Origin of the sequence: Haloarcula pellucida (assembly GCF_014647235.1) — an archaeon.
GTDB lineage: Archaea > Halobacteriota > Halobacteria > Halobacteriales > Haloarculaceae > Haloarcula > Haloarcula pellucida.
In genome coordinates this window covers 82,256-104,045 of record NZ_BMOU01000003.1, presented here as the reverse complement: position 1 = coordinate 104,045, position 21,790 = coordinate 82,256, and the positions used below count along the sequence as shown (strand labels likewise).

The window sequence follows — 21,790 nt, the reverse complement described above, 5'->3', positions numbered from 1 at the left end:
TTTTACTGGCTGTAATTGGCCTTTTCCCGCTCTGATAGCCACCGGCCCGGCGCCCTCTGCGTTATTGCTCTTGATAACTGGGGGTGGGCTGATGCAACGGTGTGCGTTCTCCCCGTGGCTGACTGGCGTTTTTCGGCCCGAGTGTCAGTGTCGTCTCTGTGACGGCCCGGCCCCCACTTACGCCCGGTCTGTGGCTCTGCTGGGTGTGATTGTGAGTCTGAGACACTATCAGGCGCATAATATTGGGGCCGGTACCGCTACCCGAGAATACATGCAACGCCCACGTTCCTCGCTGCCGGCACAGATTCGCCGCGGCGTCCGTGAACCTCACCTCGTCGTCCGACGCTTGAACGAGCTGTACTTCGACCTCCATCGGCAGTACGCGGACCGACAGGACCGCGTCGACTTCTTCGAGGAGGACTGGGACAACCTGCTCCTCCTCGACGCGTGTCGGTACGACACGTTTGCAGACGTCGTCGACCTTCCGGGGACGCTCGAGTACCGCCACTCGCGATCGAGTTCGACCATCGAGTTCCTGAGCCAGTATCTCGACGGACGGGACCTGACCGACACCGTCTACGTGACGGCGAACCCGCAACACTACCGCAAGAGCGACCGGGGGTTCGTCTCGGTCGACTTCCACGACGTCGTCGAGATCTGGCAGGAAGACGGTTGGGACGAGACGTTCCGAACCGTCCGACCGGAGACGGTCGCGGACGCGACCGAGCGCGCGGCCGAACGGTACCCGAACAAGCGACTGCTCGTCCATTTCCTCCAGCCTCACTACCCCTACATCGGCCCGACGGGACAGGAACACTTCGACAACGACTCGCTGGACTTCTTCAACCGCGTGATGAACGGGGAAGTCGACATCGAAGACGAGATCCTCTGGGAGGCCTATCGGGAGAACCTCGACGTCGTGGTCCCCCACGTCGAGCGGCTGCTAGAGTCGCTTCGGGGCAAGACCGTCGTGAGCGCCGACCACGGCGAGATGTTCGGCGAACGCGCGTTCCCGCTGCCGATGCGAGAGTACGGCCACCCGTCTGGGATACACACGGAGGAACTGACGAAGATTCCGTGGCACGTCTACGACGAGGGGCCACGCAAGGACATCGTCGAGGGCGACGCCGCTACGACGGAGACAGAGGACGTCGCTACCGATGTCGTCGAGGAACGACTTCGGGACCTCGGCTACGCTTGAGTTTGCCCGACTGCGTGCCGACACTTACCGGCTCTATAATAAACACCCGACGGTGCAACAGATGGACCTAGGCATCCAGAACCTATGTCTCGCGTGTCACCCTCCGCATGTACTGTCCCGTCACGGGCGCTACCGAGGGATACGCGCACACTGATACGAACACACGACAAATCATATGCGACGAAATATCTTGAGTGGTGTCCTCTCAGTCGTCTCTGGGAAAATACTGACTCTGATGGTCACACTCGTGACGATGCCGCTGCTGTATCGGTTCCTCGGACCGGCGAAGTTCGGGGCGTATACGACGGTGATGTCCATCCACGCGCTGTTCATGATCTTCGTCAGTTCGGGCATCGCGAACGGCGTCCGGAAGTTCGTCGCCGAGGACAGAGACAGTGGCAACTGGGAAGACAACGTCGTCGGATTCTACTTCCAGATGGCGACGCTCCTCGCAGTGCTCGGCGCTTTGGGCTATCTCGGCGCCGTCCGGTTGGGACTCGTTGCCCAGTACTTCGACCCATCCTTCGAGCCCTACTTCACACTCATGGTGCTCATGGTCGTCGCCGCCCAGTTCTGGGGGTACGCCCGCCGGACGCTGATGGGGTTTGGTCTAGAGCGGTACTCGGAACCGCTGAAAGTTCTCTATCACGTTGCCTTCGCAGCCGTCTCGCTCTCGTTGGTCTACTACGGCTTCGGTGTCATCGGTGCGCTCGCCGGGCAGATTATCGGCACGACGATAGTCGCCGTCATCGGCGTTGCACTCGTGATGCGGCGCGTATCGATTCGCTCGATTCTCCTGCCGACGACGTCGTCTCTGCCGCGACAGCAGATGCTGACGTACAACACGATGGCCGTCGCCCTGACCGTCTTCCAGATGTCGCTGTATCACGTCGACATCATCATGCTCCAGTCGCTCGCCGGGAGCACGCAGGTGGGCAACTACAAGACGGCGCTCACGCTGGCTGAATTCCTCTGGTTCGTACCCATGACACTACAGACAGTATACGTTCACTCGACGTCGGAATTGTGGTCACAGGACCGGACAGATCGAATCGCGAGTCTCGCGTCACGGACGACGCGGTACACGCTGTTGTTGACGACCGTGATGGCGCTCGGCCTCGCGTCGCTCGCAGAGACAGTCGTACCGATGTACTGGGGCGCCAAGGCCGCGCCCGCGGTGACGCCGCTGCTGTTCCTCTTGCCGGGCGCGCTCGGGTTCGCCGCCGTTCGACCGACGATAGCTATCGAGGAGGGGCACGGAACGCTGCGGTACTCGGTCATCGCAACGGGCGCATCGGCCGTCATCAACCTCTCGCTGAACCTCCTGCTCATCCCACGGTACGGGATGACGGGGGCCGCGATAGCGACGAGCGTCGGGTACGCGTCGATGTTTCTCTTCCACATCTGGAGTGCGAGGCAGTTGGACTTCGACCCGCTTGCCGACGCACGCTTACTCCGGGTCGGCCTGACGGTGGCACTCGCTGCGGGTCCGATTCTGCTACTTCCGCGCTATCTCGTCGCCAACCTGAACCTCCCACTCCCGGGATTCCTCCCGAGCGGCGTCGTTCCGCTGGTCGTGGTCCCGCCGATCGGCCTCGCCGTCTTTCTCGCGTTCGCGTTCCTCACTGGCGCACTGGAGTGGCGTGAGTGCGTGGACCTCGTGTCGGCCTTCCCGGACCCGATCGGTAGCACCGCCGAACGGGCCGATGCCCGTCTCAGCCGTCTCAGCATACCGGACCTGATTCCGAACGGCGGGCAGTTCTGGCTCCTCCTGATCGGACTGCTGCTGTTCGCGTCGGGTACCGGCATCGCCGTCATGGATATGGTGTCTGACGGCGGCGCGGAGATGCCGGGTGCCAGCAACGCCACGGAGACGCCGACGGAGGCGACCACACCGATACCAGCGGACACCCAGTCGGCTTCGAACACGTCCACCTCGGAACAGCCTACTTCGACCACGCCGACGACGACCGAGACGGATGGCGGTGGGTCGGTAACGACGGCTACTGCTACTGAGACAGAGACCGACGACGGTGGTATACTGGGAACGTCGACGCCGACCGAGACGCCCACGCAGACGGCTACCGAGACGGATTCCGACGACAACGACGACAACGACGACAACGACGGTTGGTCGATCGGTGGTGGCGACTCGACGGAGACGGCTACTGAGTCCGAAAATGCGACAGAGACGGAGACGGCTACTGAGTCCGAAAATGCGACAGCGACGGAGACGGCTACTGAATCCGAAAATGCGACAGAGACGGAGACGGCTACTGAATCCGAAAATTCGACAGAGACGGAGACGGCTACTGAATCCGAAAATTCGACAGAGACGGAGACGGCTACTGAATCCGAAAATTCGACAGAGACGGAGACGGCTACTGAATCTGAAAACAACGCTGGCGACGACGGGTTCTTCGGAGATGGGTCGACGGAGACGGAAAGCGAAACCGCGACCGAGACAGCGACGGAGACGGAGACAGCGACCGAAACCGCGACGGAGACGGAAACCGAAACGGCGACCGAGACAGCGACGGAGACGGAAACCGCAACGGTGACCGAGACAGCGACGGAGACGGAGACAGCGACCGAAACCGCGACGGAGACGGAGACAGCGACCGAGACAGCGACGGAGACGGCTACTGAGAGCACCACGACGGCGGCCGGGACGACTCAGTCGTCGGATAGCACGTCCACCGACGACGGCGTCCTAAATCTAGGCGTACTAACCATCGGGTTCGAACCAGTCTCTGCGGCGACATCAATGGCTCTCAGTGCCCTATTACTCGGTCGAACGAATCCCCGAGACCCTCGATAGATGGCATTTATGACAAAAAATGAACTGTTAGATCCGAATGGGGATCTGCATAATTAAAACAGCCCCTTCCTACACCTCCCTTGTGCAACCCAACGACTTAGCGGCAGCGCAAACGAGTAGGCGGACCTTTCTCCGGTCTGCGTGTGCGGGGGTCGCTGTAACTGGACTCATCGGCACAGCAACAGGTATCGAAGATCAGTATCGTACCGTTATCGACGTCGCCGATGCTGGTGCGGACCGAAGCGGTTCAGAGTCGGTTAGCCCGCTGCTTGCCGACCTGATCGGCGACGACACGCTTCTGAAGTTCCCACCCGGCGAGTACTACATGGACGAGCAGGTCCGAGAGTCCGGGGCCGACAACGTGGGCCTCGTCGGCGACGACGCCACGTTGGTCCCGGCGGACTACTACGACTTCGACGGACCGCAGTACCGCTTGTTCCGACTCGGGACGTACTACGACCCGGCCCGAGACGTTCTCATCAAGAACTTCGACGTGGACCAGCGAGCGGACGACACCGGCATTCGCGCGTTCCACGTGAGCGTTTCGGATGGACTCTCAGTCAAAAATATCGACGTTATCGGCCGCCACGATAGCGGGACGTGGGGGCCGGCGCTCTTCCGCGTCACCGATTCGGACGGTAGCGGCCACATCGACGGACTCCGAATCACCGACGGCGCCGACTGGCAGACCCAGACGCCGGGTGACCTTTGGCGTGGTCCGACGGGCATCCTCATCAACAACCACGACGGCTCGATCCGACTGGACCACTGTGTCGTCCGTAACTATCCCGACAACGGACTGTACGTCACTGGTTCCGGTTCCGTTTCGGTCGTCGGAGGACTGTTCCAGAACAACGGGCCGGTGAACGTCCGTATCGGGGCGAGTCGGGCCACGGTGGAGCGTACGGAGTTCGTCACGGACCAGCGATCACCGTACTATCTCGCACAGATTCCGATGCGGTTCGATTACGCAGACCGAGTGGTGGTCCGTGACGTCTCTATCGACCTCACGGCGCCGAACGGGGACGCGGTGCAGATACTCGACGACGTCGAGAGCGCAGCCCTCAGGAACACTGACATAGACATCGCCGACGTGCCTGCCGCCGGTGTTGTCGTCAAGTCGGGGTCCGGTCCGGTCTCTATCGTCGACGTCGACGTCGACATGGACTGTAGTGCGAACGCGTTCCGGTTACTGGGGAACGGGGGCGGTGTAGTGGTACAGGACTGTCGTATCGCTGGCAGCGCTTCCGGCGAGAATCTGCGTCACGCGATCCGATGTGAGCGCGACAACTGCGAGTTCCGAGCGTTGACCGTCGACCAGTGGGGCGGCGGGAAACGCCGCGGGATCGCCCTCCTCGGCGAGGATTACACCGTCTACAAGTGTCGCATTCGTTGCTCCGACCGCCCGGTGTCGGCCTACGGTGACGACATCTGGATCGAGGAGAACTACCTCGACTCCTACAGCGGCGACGAGTCCATCCGCATCGGCCCCGACGCCGATTCGGTGCGCATCAAGAACAACGAACTGCCCGACGGTATCCAGGACGCCGGTGGACGTAACGTCCTCGTCACTGGGACGACGTACTGAGACGCCGGATTCCGGTTTATCTGGTGGGTAATAAACACTCCCCGGGGCATTCGGTCTTGTATGCCAACGGTAAGCGTCGTCATCCCGACGTATAATCGCTCTGACGTGCTGCCCCGTGCCGTCGATAGCGTCCTCGAACAGACCTACGAGGACTTCGAGTTGGTCGTCGTCGACGACGGGTCCGACGACGGGACGCTCTCGTTGCTCGACACCTACGACGACCCGCGACTCCGGGTCGTCACCCACGGGACGAACAGAGGTGCGAACGTCGCACGGAACACGGGCATCGAACACGTCCACGGGGAGTTCGTCGCGTTCCTCGACTCGGACGACGAGTGGCACCCGGAGAAACTGGGACGGCAACTAGCCCGCTATCAGTCTGCCCCCGAGGAGTGTGTCGCGGTCTACTGTGACTTCGAGTACGACCTCGATGGAACCAAGGGACGACTGCTGTCTGTGGCCGCCTCGGTACTCTCGGAAGCCGACGACGACGACCGCCCGAAAGAAGGCGGAAAGGAGCTTTCGGGCGAGATCCTCGCGGACTACCTCCACTCCGGCGCTGGGTCGACACTCCTCGTCGAGACGTCGGTCGCACGCGCTATCGACGGGTTCGACGAGGAACTCGACCGCTTCCAGGACCCCGACTTCCTCCTTCGCGTCATTCAAGAGGGATATCTCGGCTACGTCGACCGACCGCTCGTGACGCGTCACGAGACGGGCTCTCCGCCCGCGGAGACGGTCGAACGCGCCGACGAGCAGTTCATCGCGAAACACGCCTCGCTGGTCCGGGCCGCAGAGCGTGACGGCTACAGCGTTCAGGAAGCCCACGACCTCCTCCTCACGAAGCTCTACTTACAGGAGGGTGCCTTCCTCGACGCAGCGCGATACCTCCGGAACGCGCGGCTCGAACCACGTCACGTCCCCGGCGTCCTCTGGAGTGCCGGGTCCGGACTTCGCGACGCGGCCAGTTCGGCGTAGCACGCCGGCCCGCGCGACGCTCGGTGGCCTGTCTCGCTGTTCGGGTCGCTGGACTTATTCGACGAATAATAAGGGCCCCACGGGAACTAGAGGCTGGCAATGTCACCGCTGGATCGCTGGTACGTCGACCTCTCGCTGGTCGCCTTCGCGACGGGACTGGCCGTGCTGACGGTCGCGTTCGGCGTGACCGGGGCACTCCGGACAGCCGTCATCGTTCCGCTCGTAACTGTCTTACCCGGGTACGCGTTCGTCTCGTTTCTCTACCCGGCCGTCGGGAACTCTGCCGTGCGGACCTTCGATGAGAACCAACGCGGTCTGCGCAACCCGCTCCCGACCAAGGACGGCATCGACGCGCTCGAACGGACCGTCTTCGCCGTCATCACGACGCTGTTCATCGTGCCGCTGGTCGCCGTCGCCGCTAACTTCACGCCGTGGGGCATCACGCTGTATCCCCTGCTGTTCGGAACCACCGGCCTCACGCTCTCGCTGACGGTCGGCGGGCTGATACGGCGCTACCGGCTGCCGGCAGAGCGGCGCTACACCCCACAGATATCCGAATTCCTCTCGAACGTCACGTACTCCGACGCGGGCGATGCCTTCGGGACAGCCGACAGCAAACGTCGGCTGTTCAACGTCGCGCTCGGTGTGAGTCTGCTCCTTCTCGTGTCGAGCGTCGGATACGCCGCGGTCAACCCGCCACAGCAAGACGGGTTCACGGAGTTCTACGTGAACACCGACAACGTGACGGGCGACACGCAGTCGATGTATCCCGCCCAGTTCGCCGCCGGCGAGACGCGCACCCTCTCGGTCAACGTCACCAATAAGGAACACGAACAGATGCAGTACGAGGCGGTAGTCCACATCCAGCGAACGAACGGGACCGGTGCGGACGCGCAAGTCCTAGAGAGCAACCGCGTGGCCGCACAGTCCGTGACTGTCGACCACTCGGCGACGCGCACCGTGAACTTCGAGGTGTCGCCCTCTATGCGGGGATCCGACCTGCGGATGGTCGTCTACCTGTACCGCGGAGAGGCGCCCGCCGACCCGACGATGGATTCGGCCTACCAGTCGCTCCGATTGCCGATTACGGTCGCCTGACGTTCAATGACGCCACTACCCACTCGATACGACGATGCGACGCGTGACGCTTCGACGCCGACGACTACACTGCGAACACCGACCCGGACCTGACCACGATGTGGCCATGGGAACACGTCGCCGTCGGCTACCTGCTGTACTCGGGATACGTCCACCTCCGATACGGCGAGTCGCCGGGGACGCTGCCGGCGCTCGCGGTCGGGTTCGGCGCGCTGTTTCCCGACCTCGTCGACAAACCGCTCGCGTGGACGTTCGAGATATTCCCGAGCGGCGTCTCCGTCGCACACTCCGTCTTTACCGCGACGGCACTCTCGCTCGCGCTCGTGGTACTTCTCGGCAAACTCGGCCACAGGGCCGTCGGGACCGGGTTCAGTGTCGCCTACCTCGCTCACATCCCCGCCGACGCCGTGTATCAGGTGGTCGTCGGGAACCCCTTGCGACTGGAGGCGTACCTGTGGCCGCTCGTGACCATCCAGAGTTCCGGGCAGGGCGGGTTCCTCGACAACGCGCTCTACTACTTCGTCCGCTTCCTCTTCTTCCTCGGGACGCCCCGGGGACTGCTCTTCCTCTCGCTGGAAGTCGCACTGCTCGGGACGACACTGCTCGTCTGGTGGGCCGACGACTGTCCCGGCCTCGGGATTCTGCCGCTTCCGAAGCGACCCTCGGTCGACTGACCGTCTCTCTTTTGTCGGCCTCGGTATAGCGCGGCACGGGATCCACTTCAGCGCTCCCGCCGACCCCTGCGTAGCGCGTCGCTCAGAGCGCCGCCATGACAGCCGGTGCGACGAGCGCGACGTGGGCGACCGCGTGAGTGATCATCGCGGCTTCGAGACTGTACCGCCAGTACACCCAACTGCACACGATGCCCCCGACCGAGTTGAGGAGGACGATCTGAGCGACGAGCCCGGCCGTCAGCGCGGTGGTCGCACCGACTGCCGTACGCGACGCCGAAGACGACGATGGCTGTCCAAACGATACCCCGTGGGGGAACAGACGGCTGGCCAGCGAAGCGCCAGTCGGCCCAGGCGAGCGGTGTCATCAGTCCCCGGCGAGAGGAAAGACCTCCCGGGAACCTTGGCGGTTCCGCGCGGGACAGAGTCGCCACCGGGCGTGGTGCTGGTACACGGGTCAGGGCCAGGCGCGTCGGGTCGCGGTACCCACTCCGGGACATCGGACTCGGACTCGCCAGTCACGGGATTGCGACCCTCAGATACGACAAGCGGACGTTCGTCGAACAACTGCAACCCAGAGAGACGACGATAGAACGGGTAGTCGTCGACGATGCGGTCTCAGCGCTCGACCGACTCCGGGCCGAAGGCGTCAGTCCCTGCGGGGTCGTCGGACACAGCCTCGGTGGCATGCTCGCGCCCAGAATCGCCTCCGAAGACGGGAACACGGACGAAGGGACAGACCAGCCAGGCCCGGCGATCGCTCACCGCCCGCGTCCGGTTATCCTATCACCCTGGCGAACAGTTGTCTGAGCAGGGGAAGATACAGATGACCGGTATCTCCTACTCTTCGGTGACGGCGGGATACAAGTCGCTGCGTGTCCTCGACGACGTGAATCTCGAGTTGGATCGTGGCTTCAACGTCCTTCTCGGCCCGAACGGATGCGGGAAGACGACGCTGTTTCGCTGTGGCTGCGGGATTCTGCAGCCGAACGAGGGCACAGTCCTGGTCGACGGGCAGAATCCGTACGAAGAACCGAGCGTGAAACGCGAAGTGAGCTATCTCCCCCATCGGCCGGTCCTCAACACGGAGTTGACGGTGCGGCAGAATCTCAGGTTCTGGGGCAAGGTACAGAATCTACCGACCGAGGACGTCTCCGATCGGATCGCACAGTTGGCGGATCGATTCGATTTCCGGGAACTCCTGGACCGTAACGCGGGCGAGCTGAGTCGAGGGCAGTCCCAGCGTGCATCGATTGGACAAGCGCTACTCCCGGACCCATCAGTGCTGTTTCTCGACGAAGCGACGACCGGACTCGATCCGATGATCGCACAGGATATCCGCTCCTACCTCGATCAGCTGGGCAACACACGGACTGTCATCTATTCGACCCACGACCTGAACGAGGCGGACGACTTGGCGGAACGTCTCCTGATCATGCGTGACGGCCAGCTGGTGTTCGACGGAAGCATCGAAGAGGTGCGGGACCGCGCCTTCGAACGCCCGACCATCGGTTTCGAGGCCGTCGACACCGATGCGGCTCGTCAGGCCCTCGAGAATCAGGGATACGAAACGGAGATCGAAGATTCGTACGTTGTCGTCACCAAGCGACCGGAGACAGAGATGAGCGAACTCGTCACGAGACTCGCACGAGACGGGATCAACGTTCGAGAGGTGAAGATGATGGAGAACTCAGTTCAATCACTGTACAACAACATCGAGTCGAGCTATGAGTGACACCACCGAGATAATCGATCTTTCCGAGGCGCTGGTGTGGCAGCAGCTCAACTCCCGGCGACTAAAGCTGTTCGCCATGCCACTGTTTCTGGCCGTGGTGTTTGGCGGCATCACAGTGGTGAGCATCAGTTCTCCGGGAGCGGTCACGCCGACGACGAGACAGAGCGTCCAGCGACTCGTGGAACTCTACTTCGGAGAGCTAAACAGCGAGTACGCTTTCGCGTTGGCGCTGTTCCTGATACAGGGGCCGTACCTCCTCGCGACGTTCTCGAGTGTGCTGGGAGTGAATACCGGCCAGCGCATGGCGGGAAAACTGATCTCTAGCGGCCAGTTCGAACTCTTGCTCAGTTCTCCGTACCACGAGCGACAGGTGTTCAACTCGCTGCTGTTGTCCACGACTCTCGTCACCTTGCTACAGGTGTTTGCGTTCGCCCTGGTCGCACTCGGTATTCCGATCGCCGTTCTCGTCTCCATCGGCGCAGAGCTCGGCGCCCAGCTGAACGCGACACTACTTCCCGCGTTTCTCCTCCCGCTACCAACGGCCATCTGGGCGAACCTCGTCGTCATCCTCGGGTCGATGGGGATCGGTGGAAACCTGTCTGATGGCGTTCAGGAGCTGTTTAGCGTCGTCGGCATCGTTCCCGGTCTCGGGTTGACTGTCCTCGTCAATCTGTTCCCCAACCTGAACCTGGTCCTGTTCTCGGTGGCGTCGCTCGTCTTGATTCTGTGTCTGATCGCGATTTGTGGGTACTGGGTGACGACCCGGTTCCACGCCGAGGACATCCTCCCGGCGACGTGAGAACGTCCCCGCGGACTCCCCGCTCCCCTTCGACGCTCTGGTTCCCGACCGTCGGCTGGTGAGCAAGTCAGGTATCGGCCGAACCTATCGACTCGCTGTCTCTTGCCACGTCACCGTGACCCGGTGGACAGGTATCCCGCACGGACGGTGTGGTACACTGATGATGCAGTAGATACCTCAGCCCAGTACACCCTGACGGTCTCGAATCACGGCTGGCCGCGGCTGTGGGTTGTCTCCGCCGTATGTCCCCCTCGGCGATATTTCGAGAGAGTCGTTGGCTCTGGGTTGTACTATCCCAGGATATATGTCCGGGTACCGATGCGCGAGCGCCGCCGGGAACTGCGAGTCAGCCGTCATAGAGACGATACGAATAGTAGTACAGATACCCGAGTACCGAGAGGAGTGGGGCGACGATGAGCGCGAGAGCGACTATCTCCGATGGAGCGGCGGCTGCGAGGACCGCGATGGCGGCAGCGGTTTTGAAAAACGGGACTGCGTGCTCGTGTGTCTGGCTCCAGACCGTCTCGTCGGCCATCGTCCACGGCGACCGAATCCCTACTAATCGGTTCTGTTCAAGTGCCGGCAACGCTTTCGCACCGCTGTACAGCAGGACGGCGGCGACCAGCGCCCCGACTCGCGTCAAGAGGGGCTGTCCACCGCCGAACTGCAACCCGCTATTCCACGCGACGATTGTCGCGAGGACGAGCAAACCGAGACTCACCAGTGCGAACGCGGTCCACTGATAGGCGTCGCGGAACGGGGCTACCCTTTCACCGATAGTGGGAACCCGTGGCGCGATGGCGAATACGCCGAGGAGGCTCACCTGACCCACCAGAACCGAAGCGACAGCTACCTGGGTGGACAGCACGACGACCGGTTCCCCGCCCGCGTCCCAGAGAACCACGACCGAGGCGGGGAAACGAAATACGGCGCCAATAGCCAGGGCAACTGTTAACGCGACTACGGTGCCCGACTTGAGGAGCGTGCTGCCGTTCAAACCGGTTGGCCGACGGGTCCGTGTCTCTCCGTTCGCCGTGGTCGTCTCGGATCCGGTCACACGCGGCGTTGTGATCTCCCAATTACATAAGCTAGATGGATTTCCTGCCTCGCCTGCATGATCCGGGAGCTCGCGGAGGCCGTCGCACCGGGACTGTCCAGGCGTTGCGAACGCTGACGCTCTCTATCTCCCTCAGCACGCTCATAGGTCTGACAGTTTCTGACTGGTCCTACTCGCGCCCGCTGGTGGGCGGACAGGCACGCTCTTGCTGACCCCTCCGATAGACGTTCGACTAGCCCGTGGGCGCCTCTCACGCTCCGCGGGCCGTATCCGGTCCTCCCCCCGTCCGCGTGGGTGGGTACCGGCCGCTTCGAGGTCCGCCTTGTCCGCGGCGGCGACGATCTGGTTCTCGCCGGGTTCGACGCCATGTGATGCCTCGAACTCGCCGCCGTCGACGTCGACGACGCTCTCAACCGGCGTCTTGATGACGACGCATTCGACCGCGAATACGTCGTCCACGGCGGCGGCGAATACGCTGACGACGAGGAGCACGTCGACACCTGCGAGAGCCACGCGTCGCTGATGTGACGGTGACTCTCGCCCCACCGTGGCGTCTCCAAAGACAAGTTGACACAGTCTCTCAGAGCGTTCCAACTACGTCGGGAGCTGTTTCGGAAACCCGGCCGAGACGCTCTCGAGCACGCTGTTCGAGCGACGCTGTGAAATAAACAACGTGCTACACCTGAGCGTATACGTTATGAGTATCGGTCTCAACTTCCCCGCGGCACAGTTCGCGGGTCGGAGTGGCTCACGCATTATCGGCAGGATAAGTATTCACGCACTGGCCGAACCGACGCCATGGACACGTCGCCATCTCGCCGTCAGTTGCTCGCCGCGGCCGGCGTCGCGCTGACGGGTGTGACCGCTGGCTGTACGCGGACAGACGCATCGAACGACGCCGCCCCGACCGACACGCAGACTTCGACCGACACCACCACGTCGCCGACGGGGGCCGAAGAGACGACGACTACTGGCCCGCGTGACGTTTCGTTCGATACGTCCGGCGGCGAGACGGTCGAGGGGACCCTCTACGGGTCGGGGTCCTGTGGGGTCGTCCTCGTCCCGCAAATCAACCTCGACCGCGGAAGTTGGCGACCACAGGCCGAACGACTGGCCGCGAACGGGTGGCTGGCGCTCGCCATCGACGAGGGTGAGCAACGAGTCGCCGCAGTCAGGGCCGCCGTCGAGTTCCTGCGGTCGGAACGCGACGTGTCGACCGTCGTTCTCGTCGGTGCGAGTACGGGCGGGGCGGCCGTCGTCGGTGCCGCCGCCGAGAGACCGACCCGCGTCGACGGCGTCGTGACGCTGTCCGGGGCCGGCGGCGCTGGACGGGCCGAGTCGCTGACCGGCCAGAAACTGTTCGTCGTCAGCGAGGGCGACGAGCAGCGCTTCGTCGACGTCGCGACCGAACTCCACAGCGACGCGTCCGACCCCAAACGACTGCTGACCGTCGACGGGGCCGCACACGGGCAGCGACTGTTCGAGAGCGAGCACTCGGAGGCGGTCTGGGCGGCGATGCTCGACCTGCTCGAAGATGCCTGCCGACGGTAACGGAGCCATGGCACTGTCTAGTTGAGCGAGTTTGAGAAGCGAGGAGGCCGTAGCGAGAAGTGCTCATGCAACTCGCAAACCTCCTCAGAGAGACGTTAGATGAGGACAGCCAAGACGTTTGGGAGAACGAGCACACCCCGACACCCGTCCGGCGGTTTGGGGTGCGTCTCCATACGGCGGGGCTGTCGATCAGGGAGACGGTCGCTATCTTAGAGTTGCTGGGTGTCGACCGTGCTCACGGTGCGGTCTGGAACTGGGTTCGTACGGTGTCTGAAGCACAGAGCGACCCGCCGACGGTGCAGCCGTCGCGGTCGACGAGAAACAAATCGAGGTCGATGGCGAGAAAAAGTGGTTGTACGCTGCTGTCGACACTGAATCAAAGCTGCTGCTCGAAATTGATGTGTTCAGCCGCCGCGGGACCGACCCCGCGGCGGCGTTCCTACATCGGCTCACTTAGAAACACGACGTCGCCGAGTCAGTGTTTCTCGTTGATGCTGGCGGCTATCTGACTGCCCTCTCACGCTACGATTTGAGCGGTCGACTCGACTATCGAATCCGGGCCCACACCGAAAAATGGTTCCAGACTGTGACTATGCGAATCGACCGCTTCCACTCTTTCTGGCGGGGCAGTCAATCCAGCGCGAAACAGTGGCTACGACGCTTCAGACACCACTACAACCACGAACGGCCCAATCAAGCGCTTGACGGTAAAACGCCAGCTGAGGAGATTCAGAACTAGACAGTGCCTCGCCACGGGAATTAAAAGCTGTCAGGCGGGATATCGGGGCTAATCGCAAAATTTCACAATTTGGGTTAATTCAGCTAAAACGAATCGAATAAATATAATGGTCCTCCACAACTTTGCTTGTTCGTGCGATGTCTCTAATCTAATACAGCTGCTCAAACTTGAGAAAATATACACAATTCAAACTCTTAGAAGTAGATATGGTATCAACCCTCCGCGCTCACTGGCTTACTCCAGCATGGCGACTTGCGTTCATTGGAGCACTAGCTTCACTACCTCTCATCGGTGTTTTGAAGTTGGTGCCTAATTCGGAGGCAACCATCAGTGCCGGTATAATGATACTCGGAGCGTTCATTGCAGGCGTCGCCGCCTCAATCCGTTCCTCAGATCCAAATGCTGCTGGGCTCCGTGCTGGTTTCATTGGTGGCGTTCTCGGACTGCTGACCTTCATTTCGGCAGCAGGTCTAACACCAACTGGGTCGCTACCTAGACTCGTTTTTGTCGTTTTCGCCAGTGGGCTAGTGGTGTGTGTTGCACCCTTATTCGGTCTGGGATTCGGCCACATCGGTGGATGGATAGCAAACGCCGTTATTTCCCGGTTGACAACCAGGGCAGCCACAATATAACATTGCCGACGCTCTAGAGGTAAAGAGAGCAAGAAAAGGGGTTGTAAAGAGGGGACACTGTCTAGTTGAGGGATTGAGAAGTGAGGTGGCCGTAGCGAGAACTGCTCATGGAACTCGCAAACCTCCTCAGAGAAACGGACAGTCAAGACGTTTGGGAGCACGAACGTACCCCGACACCCGTCCGGCGATTTGGGGTGCGTCTCCATACGGCGGGGCTGTCGATCAGGGAGACGGTCGCTATCTTAGAACTACTGGGTGTCGACCGTTCTCATGGCGCGGTCTGGAACTGGGTTCATACGGTGTCTGAAGCACAGAGCGACCCGCCGACGGTGCAGCCGTCGCGGTCGACGAGAAACAAATCGAGGCCGATGGCGAGAAAAAGTGGCTCTACGCTGCTGTCGACACAGAATCGAAGTTGCTGCTCGAAGTTGACGTGTTCAGCCGCCGCGGGACCGACCCCGCGGCGGCGTTCCTGCATCGGCTCACTCAGAAACACGATGTCACCGAGACAGTGTTTCTCGTTGATGCTGGCGGCTATCTGACTGCCCTCTCTCGCCACGATTTGAGCGGTCGACTCGACTATCGAATCCGGAATCACATCGAAAAATGGTTCCAGACTGTGACCATGCGAATCGACCGCTTTCACGCCTTCTGGCGGGGCAGTCAATCCAGCGCGAAACAGTGGTTACGACGCTTCAGACACCACTACAACCACGAACGGCCGAGTCAAGCTCTCGACGGACGAACGCCAGCTGAGGAGGTCCAGAACTAGACAGTGCCGGAGCCATCGTTATGTTGGTGTAAATACAACTTTTCGCATGGCATCTGCGCTCGTCGTCGGCGGCACCGGTTTCGTCGGCCGCCACGCTGTGGCCGACCTGCTCGAACACGGGTACGACGTGACGGCGTTTAGCCGTCGTCGCCGGGACTCGTCCGATAGCTGGGACGCCGTCACGCACGTCGAGGTCGATCGGACGGACGCCGAGGCGTTTCGGGCGGCAGTCCACCGGACTGACCCCGATGTCGTTCTCGACTGCGCACTGTTCCACCCTGACCACGCTCGGTCTGCGGTCGAGACGTTCGCCGACGTCGACGCCTACGTGTACGTGTCGAGCGGCGGCGTCTACGCCCGAGACGACGTCCCGAAGCGCGAATCGGTCACGCCGCTGCACTCGTTCTCGTCAGACCACGCCGACGACGACACGATGGCTAGCTACGGCCCTCGGAAGGCGGAGTGTGACCGCATCGTAACTCGGGCGGCCGAGGACGGCGTGGCCGCCACGAGCGTCCGACCGACGATGGTGTACGGCCCGAAATCACTCGACGGCTTGGCGGGGTCGGCGTCCGGGTCCGTCTCGTGGGCACCCGACAGACCGGGCATCCAGAACCACCACGAGTACTGGATACACCGTGTCGACGAGTACGACCGAGTCGTCGTGCCGGGCGACGGGACCGCCATCTGGCACCGCGTCTACGTCGAAGACGTGGCGAGCGCCCTCCGAATCGTCGCCGAGGAAGGCGCGCCCGGCGAGGCGTACAACGTCGCCGACCGACTCGTTCTGACGATGGAAGACGTGGTCGCCCTCGTCGCCGAGACGCTCGATACGTCCGTCGAAGTGGTCCACGCGAGTCGCCGCGAACTCGAAGCGGTCGGCCTCACGCCGGACGATTTCGTCCTCTATCACCACCTCGGTCGTAACTACCCACACGTGCTGTCGACGTGTAAACTCGCCGCGCTCGGCTGGGACTCGACGCCGGTCGAGGTAGCCATGGAACGGACTGTCGAAGACGCACTCGCGAGCGACCGCGACGGGAAGGCGTTCGACCCCGGCCGCGCGGCAGAAGAACGGTTTCTGGACAGTATCGCGGAGTAACCGTCCGCGAGACGTGCCCCGTCAGGCGTCAGTTGCCGGGGACGTGACGCACATCTTCACGGCCGAGTTGCTGTAGATGACGGCCTGATTGGATCGGCAGATCCGCTGCTGGGGGATGTTTCGAACCTCGCCGATACCGTTGCTGTTGATGAAGTAGGTGGCCGACTCTGTCTGTTCCTGTCGGTAGACGGTGATGTCGTGGGTGACCGGTTCGCTGTCGTTTATCCGAGCCGTATCGGCCGGATACGACCCAGTCCGCTTGAACAGCGTCTGGTACGGGTGGTCGGTGAACACCACCTGATCCGGACGGAGGTTGTCGCCGTCGGGGGACCCGGTCATCTCGCCGAACGTGTACGCGGCGTCGATTTCGGCCTCGCTGTAGGCCAACTGGGCCTCCTGATTCTCGAAGACCGGATTGTCGACAGCCCCGTTGCTCGACATGACCATCGCGCTTGGGAACACGAGGACGAAGATGAGGACCACGACCGCCACCGTTCGCCTGTCGAGTTCGATGGCGAGGTGGCGGAGCCCGATGACCGTAAGCAACACCAGTGGGGCATAGAGGAACGCGAACCACCGCTGTGGGATGAAGTTTCGGATGCCGAACATCGGGAGACCGAGGACGAACACGAGCATGATCGCCGACGCCGAGAGCAGCGTGAACACGGACTGCTGTGCCCGACGGCGATTGACGACGTACAGACATCCGACGAACGTCCCGAACAGCAACAGGAGGAACCCGGTGGTGTTGATGTACGTCGCGACGGTCTCGATGAGCGTCGGTCCCTGACTCGCCGCCGCCGCGCCGGCGCTTCCGCCGGACGGGCCGGCGAGGTTCAGCACGCCCGCACTGGACGCCAGCGTCTCCTGTAGGTAACTGAGCACAGTCACGAGGAAGGAGTTCCCGTTGTACGGCGTGAACGACCAGAGGAACGTGATGAACCCGGCGTCGAACGCCAGCAGCCCGGCGATATTCAGCGGGTTCCGGACCCTGAACACGTCCGGGTCGAGCGGCGACCGGGTGAAGATGCGTAACTTGAGCACCAGGTACGCGACGAGTCCGGCACCCAGCAGTACCAGCATGATGAACGACGACACCTGATGTGTCAGGATGACGGCGGTGGTAAACAGCACCAGCAGACCGAACTCCCGGAGTTCGTAGTCCGTTCGCATCACTCGGACCAGCCAGTACAACACCCCGAGGAACAGTATCAACCCCATGCTGGTCGGGATGATGTGGATCCCCCACTCGATGACGTAGTCACCGAACGCGAACAGGGCCGTCGCCAGCGCCGCCCACCGTGGTTCGACGAGCAGGTTCGCGATGGTGAACACGACCAGTATCGCGACTGGCATCGCGAGGCCAAGCGAGAGATACAGGGCCAACCGCAGGGGGACGTCGGCCAGCAGCGACGTGGTGACAACCAGCAGGTGGTACAGCGGCGAGGTGTAGTGCTTGTTGTTCGAGATCGCCTCGAGCGTACCGGCGGCCTTGATGCCCCCGGCCAGTTGGGTGATGTGGGTCCAGATGTCGATGCCGATGAGTCCCGGAGTCACGTACAACGCACTCAGACGGACGACGGCCGCGAGCAGGACTATCTGGAGCAGTATCTGTGTCCGGTTGAACGACTGCTTGCCCGAGAACGCTATCTGTGCCAGCAGCATGGTCCCGGCGACGCCGGCCACGTCGAAAAACAGCACCGACCGCTCGCCGTGTTCGACGGCGATGACGACCATCGCGCTCGTACAGACGACGACGAGTATCGGCAGCAGTCTGAGGGCGTTCCGGGACAGCGTCGGGAGGCCATTGACCGTACTCTCGTCGCGGACGCTCGTGATGAGATACAGGATACAGGCCGTCCCCAGGACGAGCGGAATCGTCTTGATGTATATCTGTGACGCGAAAAACCGGAGCGGGAACAGGGCGATGGCCATGAGCAGCCCCGCGACGGCGGCCCCGGTGTCGAGACGCGAGGGCAGCCACCGCCGGACGGTCTGCTGGACGTTCATGCCTCACCCCTCGCCCGGTCGATAACCGACGCGTACGTCCGTTCGAGTCGCTGCCCGAACCCATCCGGGTCGAGTTGGTCCAGTCGCTCGCGCGCGTCTGGCCGCTGCTCGCTCGCGAGGATGACTTCGAGCGAGCCGGCAAGTTCGATGTCGGAGCCACAGACGGCCGATTGGCCGACATCCGTCAGCGTTTCGCGGACGAATCCGACGTCCGTCGAGACGACCGGGACGTTACACGCGGCCGCCTCTCGAACGATCATCGGCCCGCTCTCGCGCTTCGAGGTGACCAGCACCGTATCGCTCGCGTTCAGGTAGTAGGGCATCTCGTCGTACGGCTTGCCGGTCAGCGTCCGCAGGTCGGCGTCGACGTCGGCCGCCTCGACGACCTTCTTCGCCCGGTCGTAGTCCTTCTCGGGCCGACTCGGGTCGTACGGGAACAACACGACCGTCTCGTCGTGGTCCCAGCCGACGTGGTCACGCGCTTCGGCCTTGTCCATCGGCTGGAACCGGTCCGTGTCGACGGGGAACGGCATGTGCGTGTACTCACAGTCGACGTACTCTGCCATCTTGTGGCTGGGGAGTATCACGCGGTTGGCCCGCTTCGCGCTGTACTGTCCGACTTTCGAGACCCATCCGTGGTCGCCCATGAGGTCGCTTCCCCAGAAGGTGACGACCACGGGGCGGGTCGGTTGCGCGAGCGCGAACGGTGCCGTGAGACCGTTGTTCGCGTGGACGAGGTCGTACTCGTCCAGTCCGTGTTCGAGCACCTGCGGGTAGTACTTCAGGTAGTCGGTCACACTCCGGGGGTCGTCCGCCGAGTAGTGGCCCGGAACGTTCAGCACCGTACAGTCGATGCCGCGAGAGCGCAACGCCTCGACCTGCTGTTCGAAGAACGACCGCCGCCCGGTCGTCAGGTGCAGTATTCGCATCTCATCACCCAACGTTCCGTGGCGGTGCTTCGGCAGTGTCTGTGCCCCTCGGCGGGGCACTCGGGTCGCCTGTGAGTTGTTCGAGTATGACATCGGTCGGATTTACTTTCTCGGTCAAGAGGTGCATTCGTCGGTGCTGGAACTCCGTTGCTGGTTCCGCGAGCATGGACCGTGCGGCCTCGAGTGCCTTCTCGGTCCCGCCGTCGCCGGCACAGTTGACGACGAGGCCGTACCGTGATTCGAGTTCGTCGAGGTAGCCCAGCGTGAGGTCGCTGACGTAGACGGCCGGCGTCCCGAGTGCCGCACACTCGGCGGCGGTCGTCCCGCCCTCGCCGACGTAGAGGTCGATGGCGGCCAGCAGGTCGTGGAAGCGGTCCGATTCGAGGTCGAAGCCCCGGGAGGCGAGTCTGTCGGGCAGGTCGCCCTCGGTACTGAGCAACACCTCGGCGCCGTCCGCTTCCAACTGCTCGACGAGGGCGATGGGGTCCTCGATACCGCTCGCGCCGACGTCGTGCGAGGAACTCCAGTCGCCCAGACGGACGAGGACGACGTCGCCGTCCGTCTCCAGCCCGACGTCTTCGAGGACCGCCTCGTCCGGGTCGAAGTGGTCGGGGTGGAGATAGGCGAGTTCGTGGTAGGCTGGGTAGCGGACCTGTTTCGAGCCGATATCGTCGCGAAAGCAGTCCGGCGTACACACCGTATCGGCAAAGGGGAACGCCAGCCGTCGGATGAGGGTAGCGTGTTCGGTGTCGTAGAAGACGACGCTTCGGGCACCGACGAGCGACGCGACGTGTGAGATGGCGACGCCGCCGATGGCCGTCATCACGTCGGGCTCGAACTCCAGCGCGCGGCGCAGCAGACGCGCCTCGTAGGTCGCCTGTGCCGTCGCCAGCGACAGGAGCGAATCCGAGGACCCCGCGAGAACCTCGTACTCGATGTTACAGCACTCCAGCAGGTCGATGGAGGCCTCGTTGTCACGGGCGAACACCCGGACGTCGTGGCCCCGACGCGTCAGTTCGTCGATAGCGTGCTTGAAGAAGTGGACGTGGCCGGCGTGCTGGACGGTCACGACGACGTTCATTCCCGAACCACCTCGGCGTCGCTCTGTCGTTCCGTGCCGAACGCCAGCGTGAGCGCGAGAACGCCGCCGAGGAGCGTCACCAGCGACTTCGGCCAACTGACAGCGAGCGCGTCGGGGAGCAACTCGGACAGGACGCCACTGACCACCGCGAGCAAGCCGGCGATCACACCCAACGTGCCGACCGAGTAGAGCGCTGCGAGGTGGGGCCGACGCTGTGAGCTCTCTTTCCGGAGCCGCCAGAGGAACGCCTGCAGTATCGTCGTCGAGGTGCGCTTGACGAACCCCGAGAACTCGATGGTGCTCTCCTCGTCGCCGTATATCGCTTCCATCGGTACGTCAGCGACGCGGACGCCGGCGGCGTTCAGGCGAGCGAGGAGGTCGTTGGGGTAGTCGTGGTCGTCCGGGATGGCCTCTATATCGACCGATTCGAGCGCCGCCTTCGATATCGCGGTGTAGCCGTTTTGCGGGTCGCGAAGCCGCCAGTAGCCACTCGCCGGCTTCATCATCAGCGTCAACAGCCAGTTGCCGAGCAATCGGAACGGCGGCATCCCGCCCGCGGCGTCGCTGTCGGCCAGACGGTTCCCCTTCGAGAACCCCGCTCGGCCCTCGACGAGGGGGTCCAGAAGGCGGTCCATCTGGTCTGGGTCCATCTGACCGTCGGCGTCGATGGTGACTGTCGCGTCCATCTCGTCGCGTGCCGCGAGGAGATAGCCGGTCTTGAGAGTCCCACCCGCGCCCTGATTGACCGTGTGCTGGACAGGGACGACTTCGGGGAACTCGCTGCCGTGGCCGTCGGGCACCATCACTTCCTCGGTCGCCGCCTCGCTGGCCGCCGCGATCCGCTGGTTCGACTGCTCGCTCACGGTCGCGTACTCGCGAATCACGTCCCACGTCTCGTCGGTCGAGCAGTCGTCGATGGCGTACACTCGGTCGACGAACGCGGGCAGTGACTCGATGACAGACCCGATGTGTTCGGCCTCGTTGTACGCCGGCAACACGACGCCGACCGTCTGGCCACGGTACATC

Annotated in this window: 17 protein-coding genes and 3 pseudogenes; 14 read left to right on the top strand and 6 right to left on the bottom strand. The window is 62.7% G+C overall.

The window, feature by feature from the left end:
- Nucleotides 1-271 precede the first annotated feature (271 nt).
- From IEY28_RS10390 to IEY28_RS10355, 8 genes are all read left to right on the top strand, one after another.
- Complete coding sequence (locus IEY28_RS10390) at nt 272-1,201, top strand: alkaline phosphatase family protein (protein WP_188997080.1); 930 nt, start codon at nt 272-274, stop codon at nt 1,199-1,201.
- A 175-nt stretch (nt 1,202-1,376) separates the two neighbouring features.
- Nucleotides 1,377-4,022, top strand: a complete 2,646-nt coding sequence (locus IEY28_RS10385) for a flippase (protein WP_220639435.1) — start codon at nt 1,377-1,379, stop codon at nt 4,020-4,022.
- Nucleotides 4,023-4,347: 325 nt separating this feature from the next.
- Nucleotides 4,348-5,610, top strand: a complete 1,263-nt coding sequence (locus IEY28_RS10380) for a hypothetical protein (RefSeq protein ID WP_188997078.1) — start codon at nt 4,348-4,350, stop codon at nt 5,608-5,610.
- Between the two features lie 60 nt (nt 5,611-5,670).
- A complete protein-coding gene (locus IEY28_RS10375; protein WP_188997075.1) occupies nt 5,671-6,588 on the top strand; it encodes a glycosyltransferase family 2 protein in 918 nt (305 codons plus the stop codon).
- A 99-nt stretch (nt 6,589-6,687) separates the two neighbouring features.
- Nucleotides 6,688-7,686, top strand: a complete 999-nt coding sequence (locus IEY28_RS10370; protein ID WP_188997073.1) for a DUF1616 domain-containing protein — start codon at nt 6,688-6,690, stop codon at nt 7,684-7,686.
- Nucleotides 7,687-7,784: 98 nt separating this feature from the next.
- Nucleotides 7,785-8,360, top strand: coding sequence for a metal-dependent hydrolase (locus IEY28_RS10365; RefSeq protein WP_188997071.1), 576 nt, complete (start codon nt 7,785-7,787; stop codon nt 8,358-8,360).
- A gap of 823 nt (nt 8,361-9,183) precedes the next feature.
- Nucleotides 9,184-10,092 (top strand): ABC transporter ATP-binding protein, encoded by a 909-nt coding sequence (locus IEY28_RS10360; RefSeq protein ID WP_188997069.1) that lies wholly within the window; start codon nt 9,184-9,186, stop codon nt 10,090-10,092.
- A complete protein-coding gene (locus IEY28_RS10355) occupies nt 10,085-10,891 on the top strand; it encodes a hypothetical protein (protein ID WP_188997067.1) in 807 nt (268 codons plus the stop codon). The genes IEY28_RS10360 and IEY28_RS10355 overlap by 8 nt, the downstream gene beginning before the upstream one ends.
- Before the next feature lie 346 nt (nt 10,892-11,237).
- Here the strand turns inward: IEY28_RS10355 and IEY28_RS10350 are convergent, their stop codons facing one another.
- Nucleotides 11,238-11,714 carry an SdpI family protein gene (locus tag IEY28_RS10350; RefSeq protein WP_188997065.1) on the bottom strand — a complete coding sequence of 159 codons (477 nt, stop codon included), beginning with the start codon at nt 11,712-11,714 and terminating at the stop codon, nt 11,238-11,240.
- 375 nt (nt 11,715-12,089) lie between these two features.
- On the bottom strand, nt 12,090-12,440 hold the full coding sequence (locus tag IEY28_RS10345) for a hypothetical protein (RefSeq protein WP_188997063.1): 351 nt from the start codon (nt 12,438-12,440) through the stop codon (nt 12,090-12,092).
- Between IEY28_RS10345 and IEY28_RS10340 the strand changes: the two are divergent.
- The 6 genes and pseudogenes from IEY28_RS10340 to IEY28_RS10315 form a co-directional block, all read left to right on the top strand.
- Nucleotides 12,372-12,611 (top strand): annotated as a pseudogene (locus IEY28_RS10340) (IS1595 family transposase); the annotation flags it as partial. The gene IEY28_RS10345 and the pseudogene IEY28_RS10340 overlap by 69 nt on opposite strands.
- A gap of 135 nt (nt 12,612-12,746) precedes the next feature.
- Complete coding sequence (locus IEY28_RS10335) at nt 12,747-13,499, top strand: alpha/beta hydrolase family protein (protein ID WP_188997061.1); 753 nt, start codon at nt 12,747-12,749, stop codon at nt 13,497-13,499.
- 65 nt (nt 13,500-13,564) lie between these two features.
- A pseudogene (locus IEY28_RS10330) lies at nt 13,565-14,238 on the top strand (IS6 family transposase).
- Nucleotides 14,239-14,444: 206 nt separating this feature from the next.
- Complete coding sequence (locus tag IEY28_RS10325) at nt 14,445-14,870, top strand: DUF5518 domain-containing protein (protein WP_188997059.1); 426 nt, start codon at nt 14,445-14,447, stop codon at nt 14,868-14,870.
- Between the two features lie 107 nt (nt 14,871-14,977).
- A pseudogene (locus tag IEY28_RS10320) lies at nt 14,978-15,642 on the top strand (IS6 family transposase).
- Nucleotides 15,643-15,688: 46 nt separating this feature from the next.
- Nucleotides 15,689-16,744: an NAD-dependent epimerase/dehydratase family protein gene (locus IEY28_RS10315; RefSeq protein WP_188997057.1), complete on the top strand. Its 1,056-nt coding sequence runs from the start codon at nt 15,689-15,691 to the stop codon at nt 16,742-16,744.
- Between the two features lie 21 nt (nt 16,745-16,765).
- Here the strand turns inward: IEY28_RS10315 and IEY28_RS10310 are convergent, their stop codons facing one another.
- From IEY28_RS10310 to IEY28_RS10295, 4 genes are read right to left on the bottom strand one after another with little or no spacing between them, the layout of a single operon-like run.
- Nucleotides 16,766-18,754, bottom strand: coding sequence for a DUF2206 domain-containing protein (locus IEY28_RS10310; protein ID WP_188997055.1), 1,989 nt, complete (start codon nt 18,752-18,754; stop codon nt 16,766-16,768).
- The gene (locus tag IEY28_RS10305) at nt 18,751-19,683 is read right to left on the bottom strand and encodes a glycosyltransferase (protein ID WP_188997053.1); all 933 of its coding nucleotides are present in this window, start codon (nt 19,681-19,683) and stop codon (nt 18,751-18,753) included. Before IEY28_RS10305 ends, IEY28_RS10310 begins: the two co-directional genes overlap by 4 nt.
- A 4-nt stretch (nt 19,684-19,687) precedes the next feature.
- Nucleotides 19,688-20,764 carry a DUF354 domain-containing protein gene (locus IEY28_RS10300; protein ID WP_188997050.1) on the bottom strand — a complete coding sequence of 359 codons (1,077 nt, stop codon included), beginning with the start codon at nt 20,762-20,764 and terminating at the stop codon, nt 19,688-19,690.
- Nucleotides 20,761-21,789 carry a glycosyltransferase family 2 protein gene (locus IEY28_RS10295; protein WP_188997046.1) on the bottom strand — a complete coding sequence of 343 codons (1,029 nt, stop codon included), beginning with the start codon at nt 21,787-21,789 and terminating at the stop codon, nt 20,761-20,763. Before IEY28_RS10295 ends, IEY28_RS10300 begins: the two co-directional genes overlap by 4 nt.
- Between the last annotated feature and the right edge of the window lies 1 nt (nt 21,790).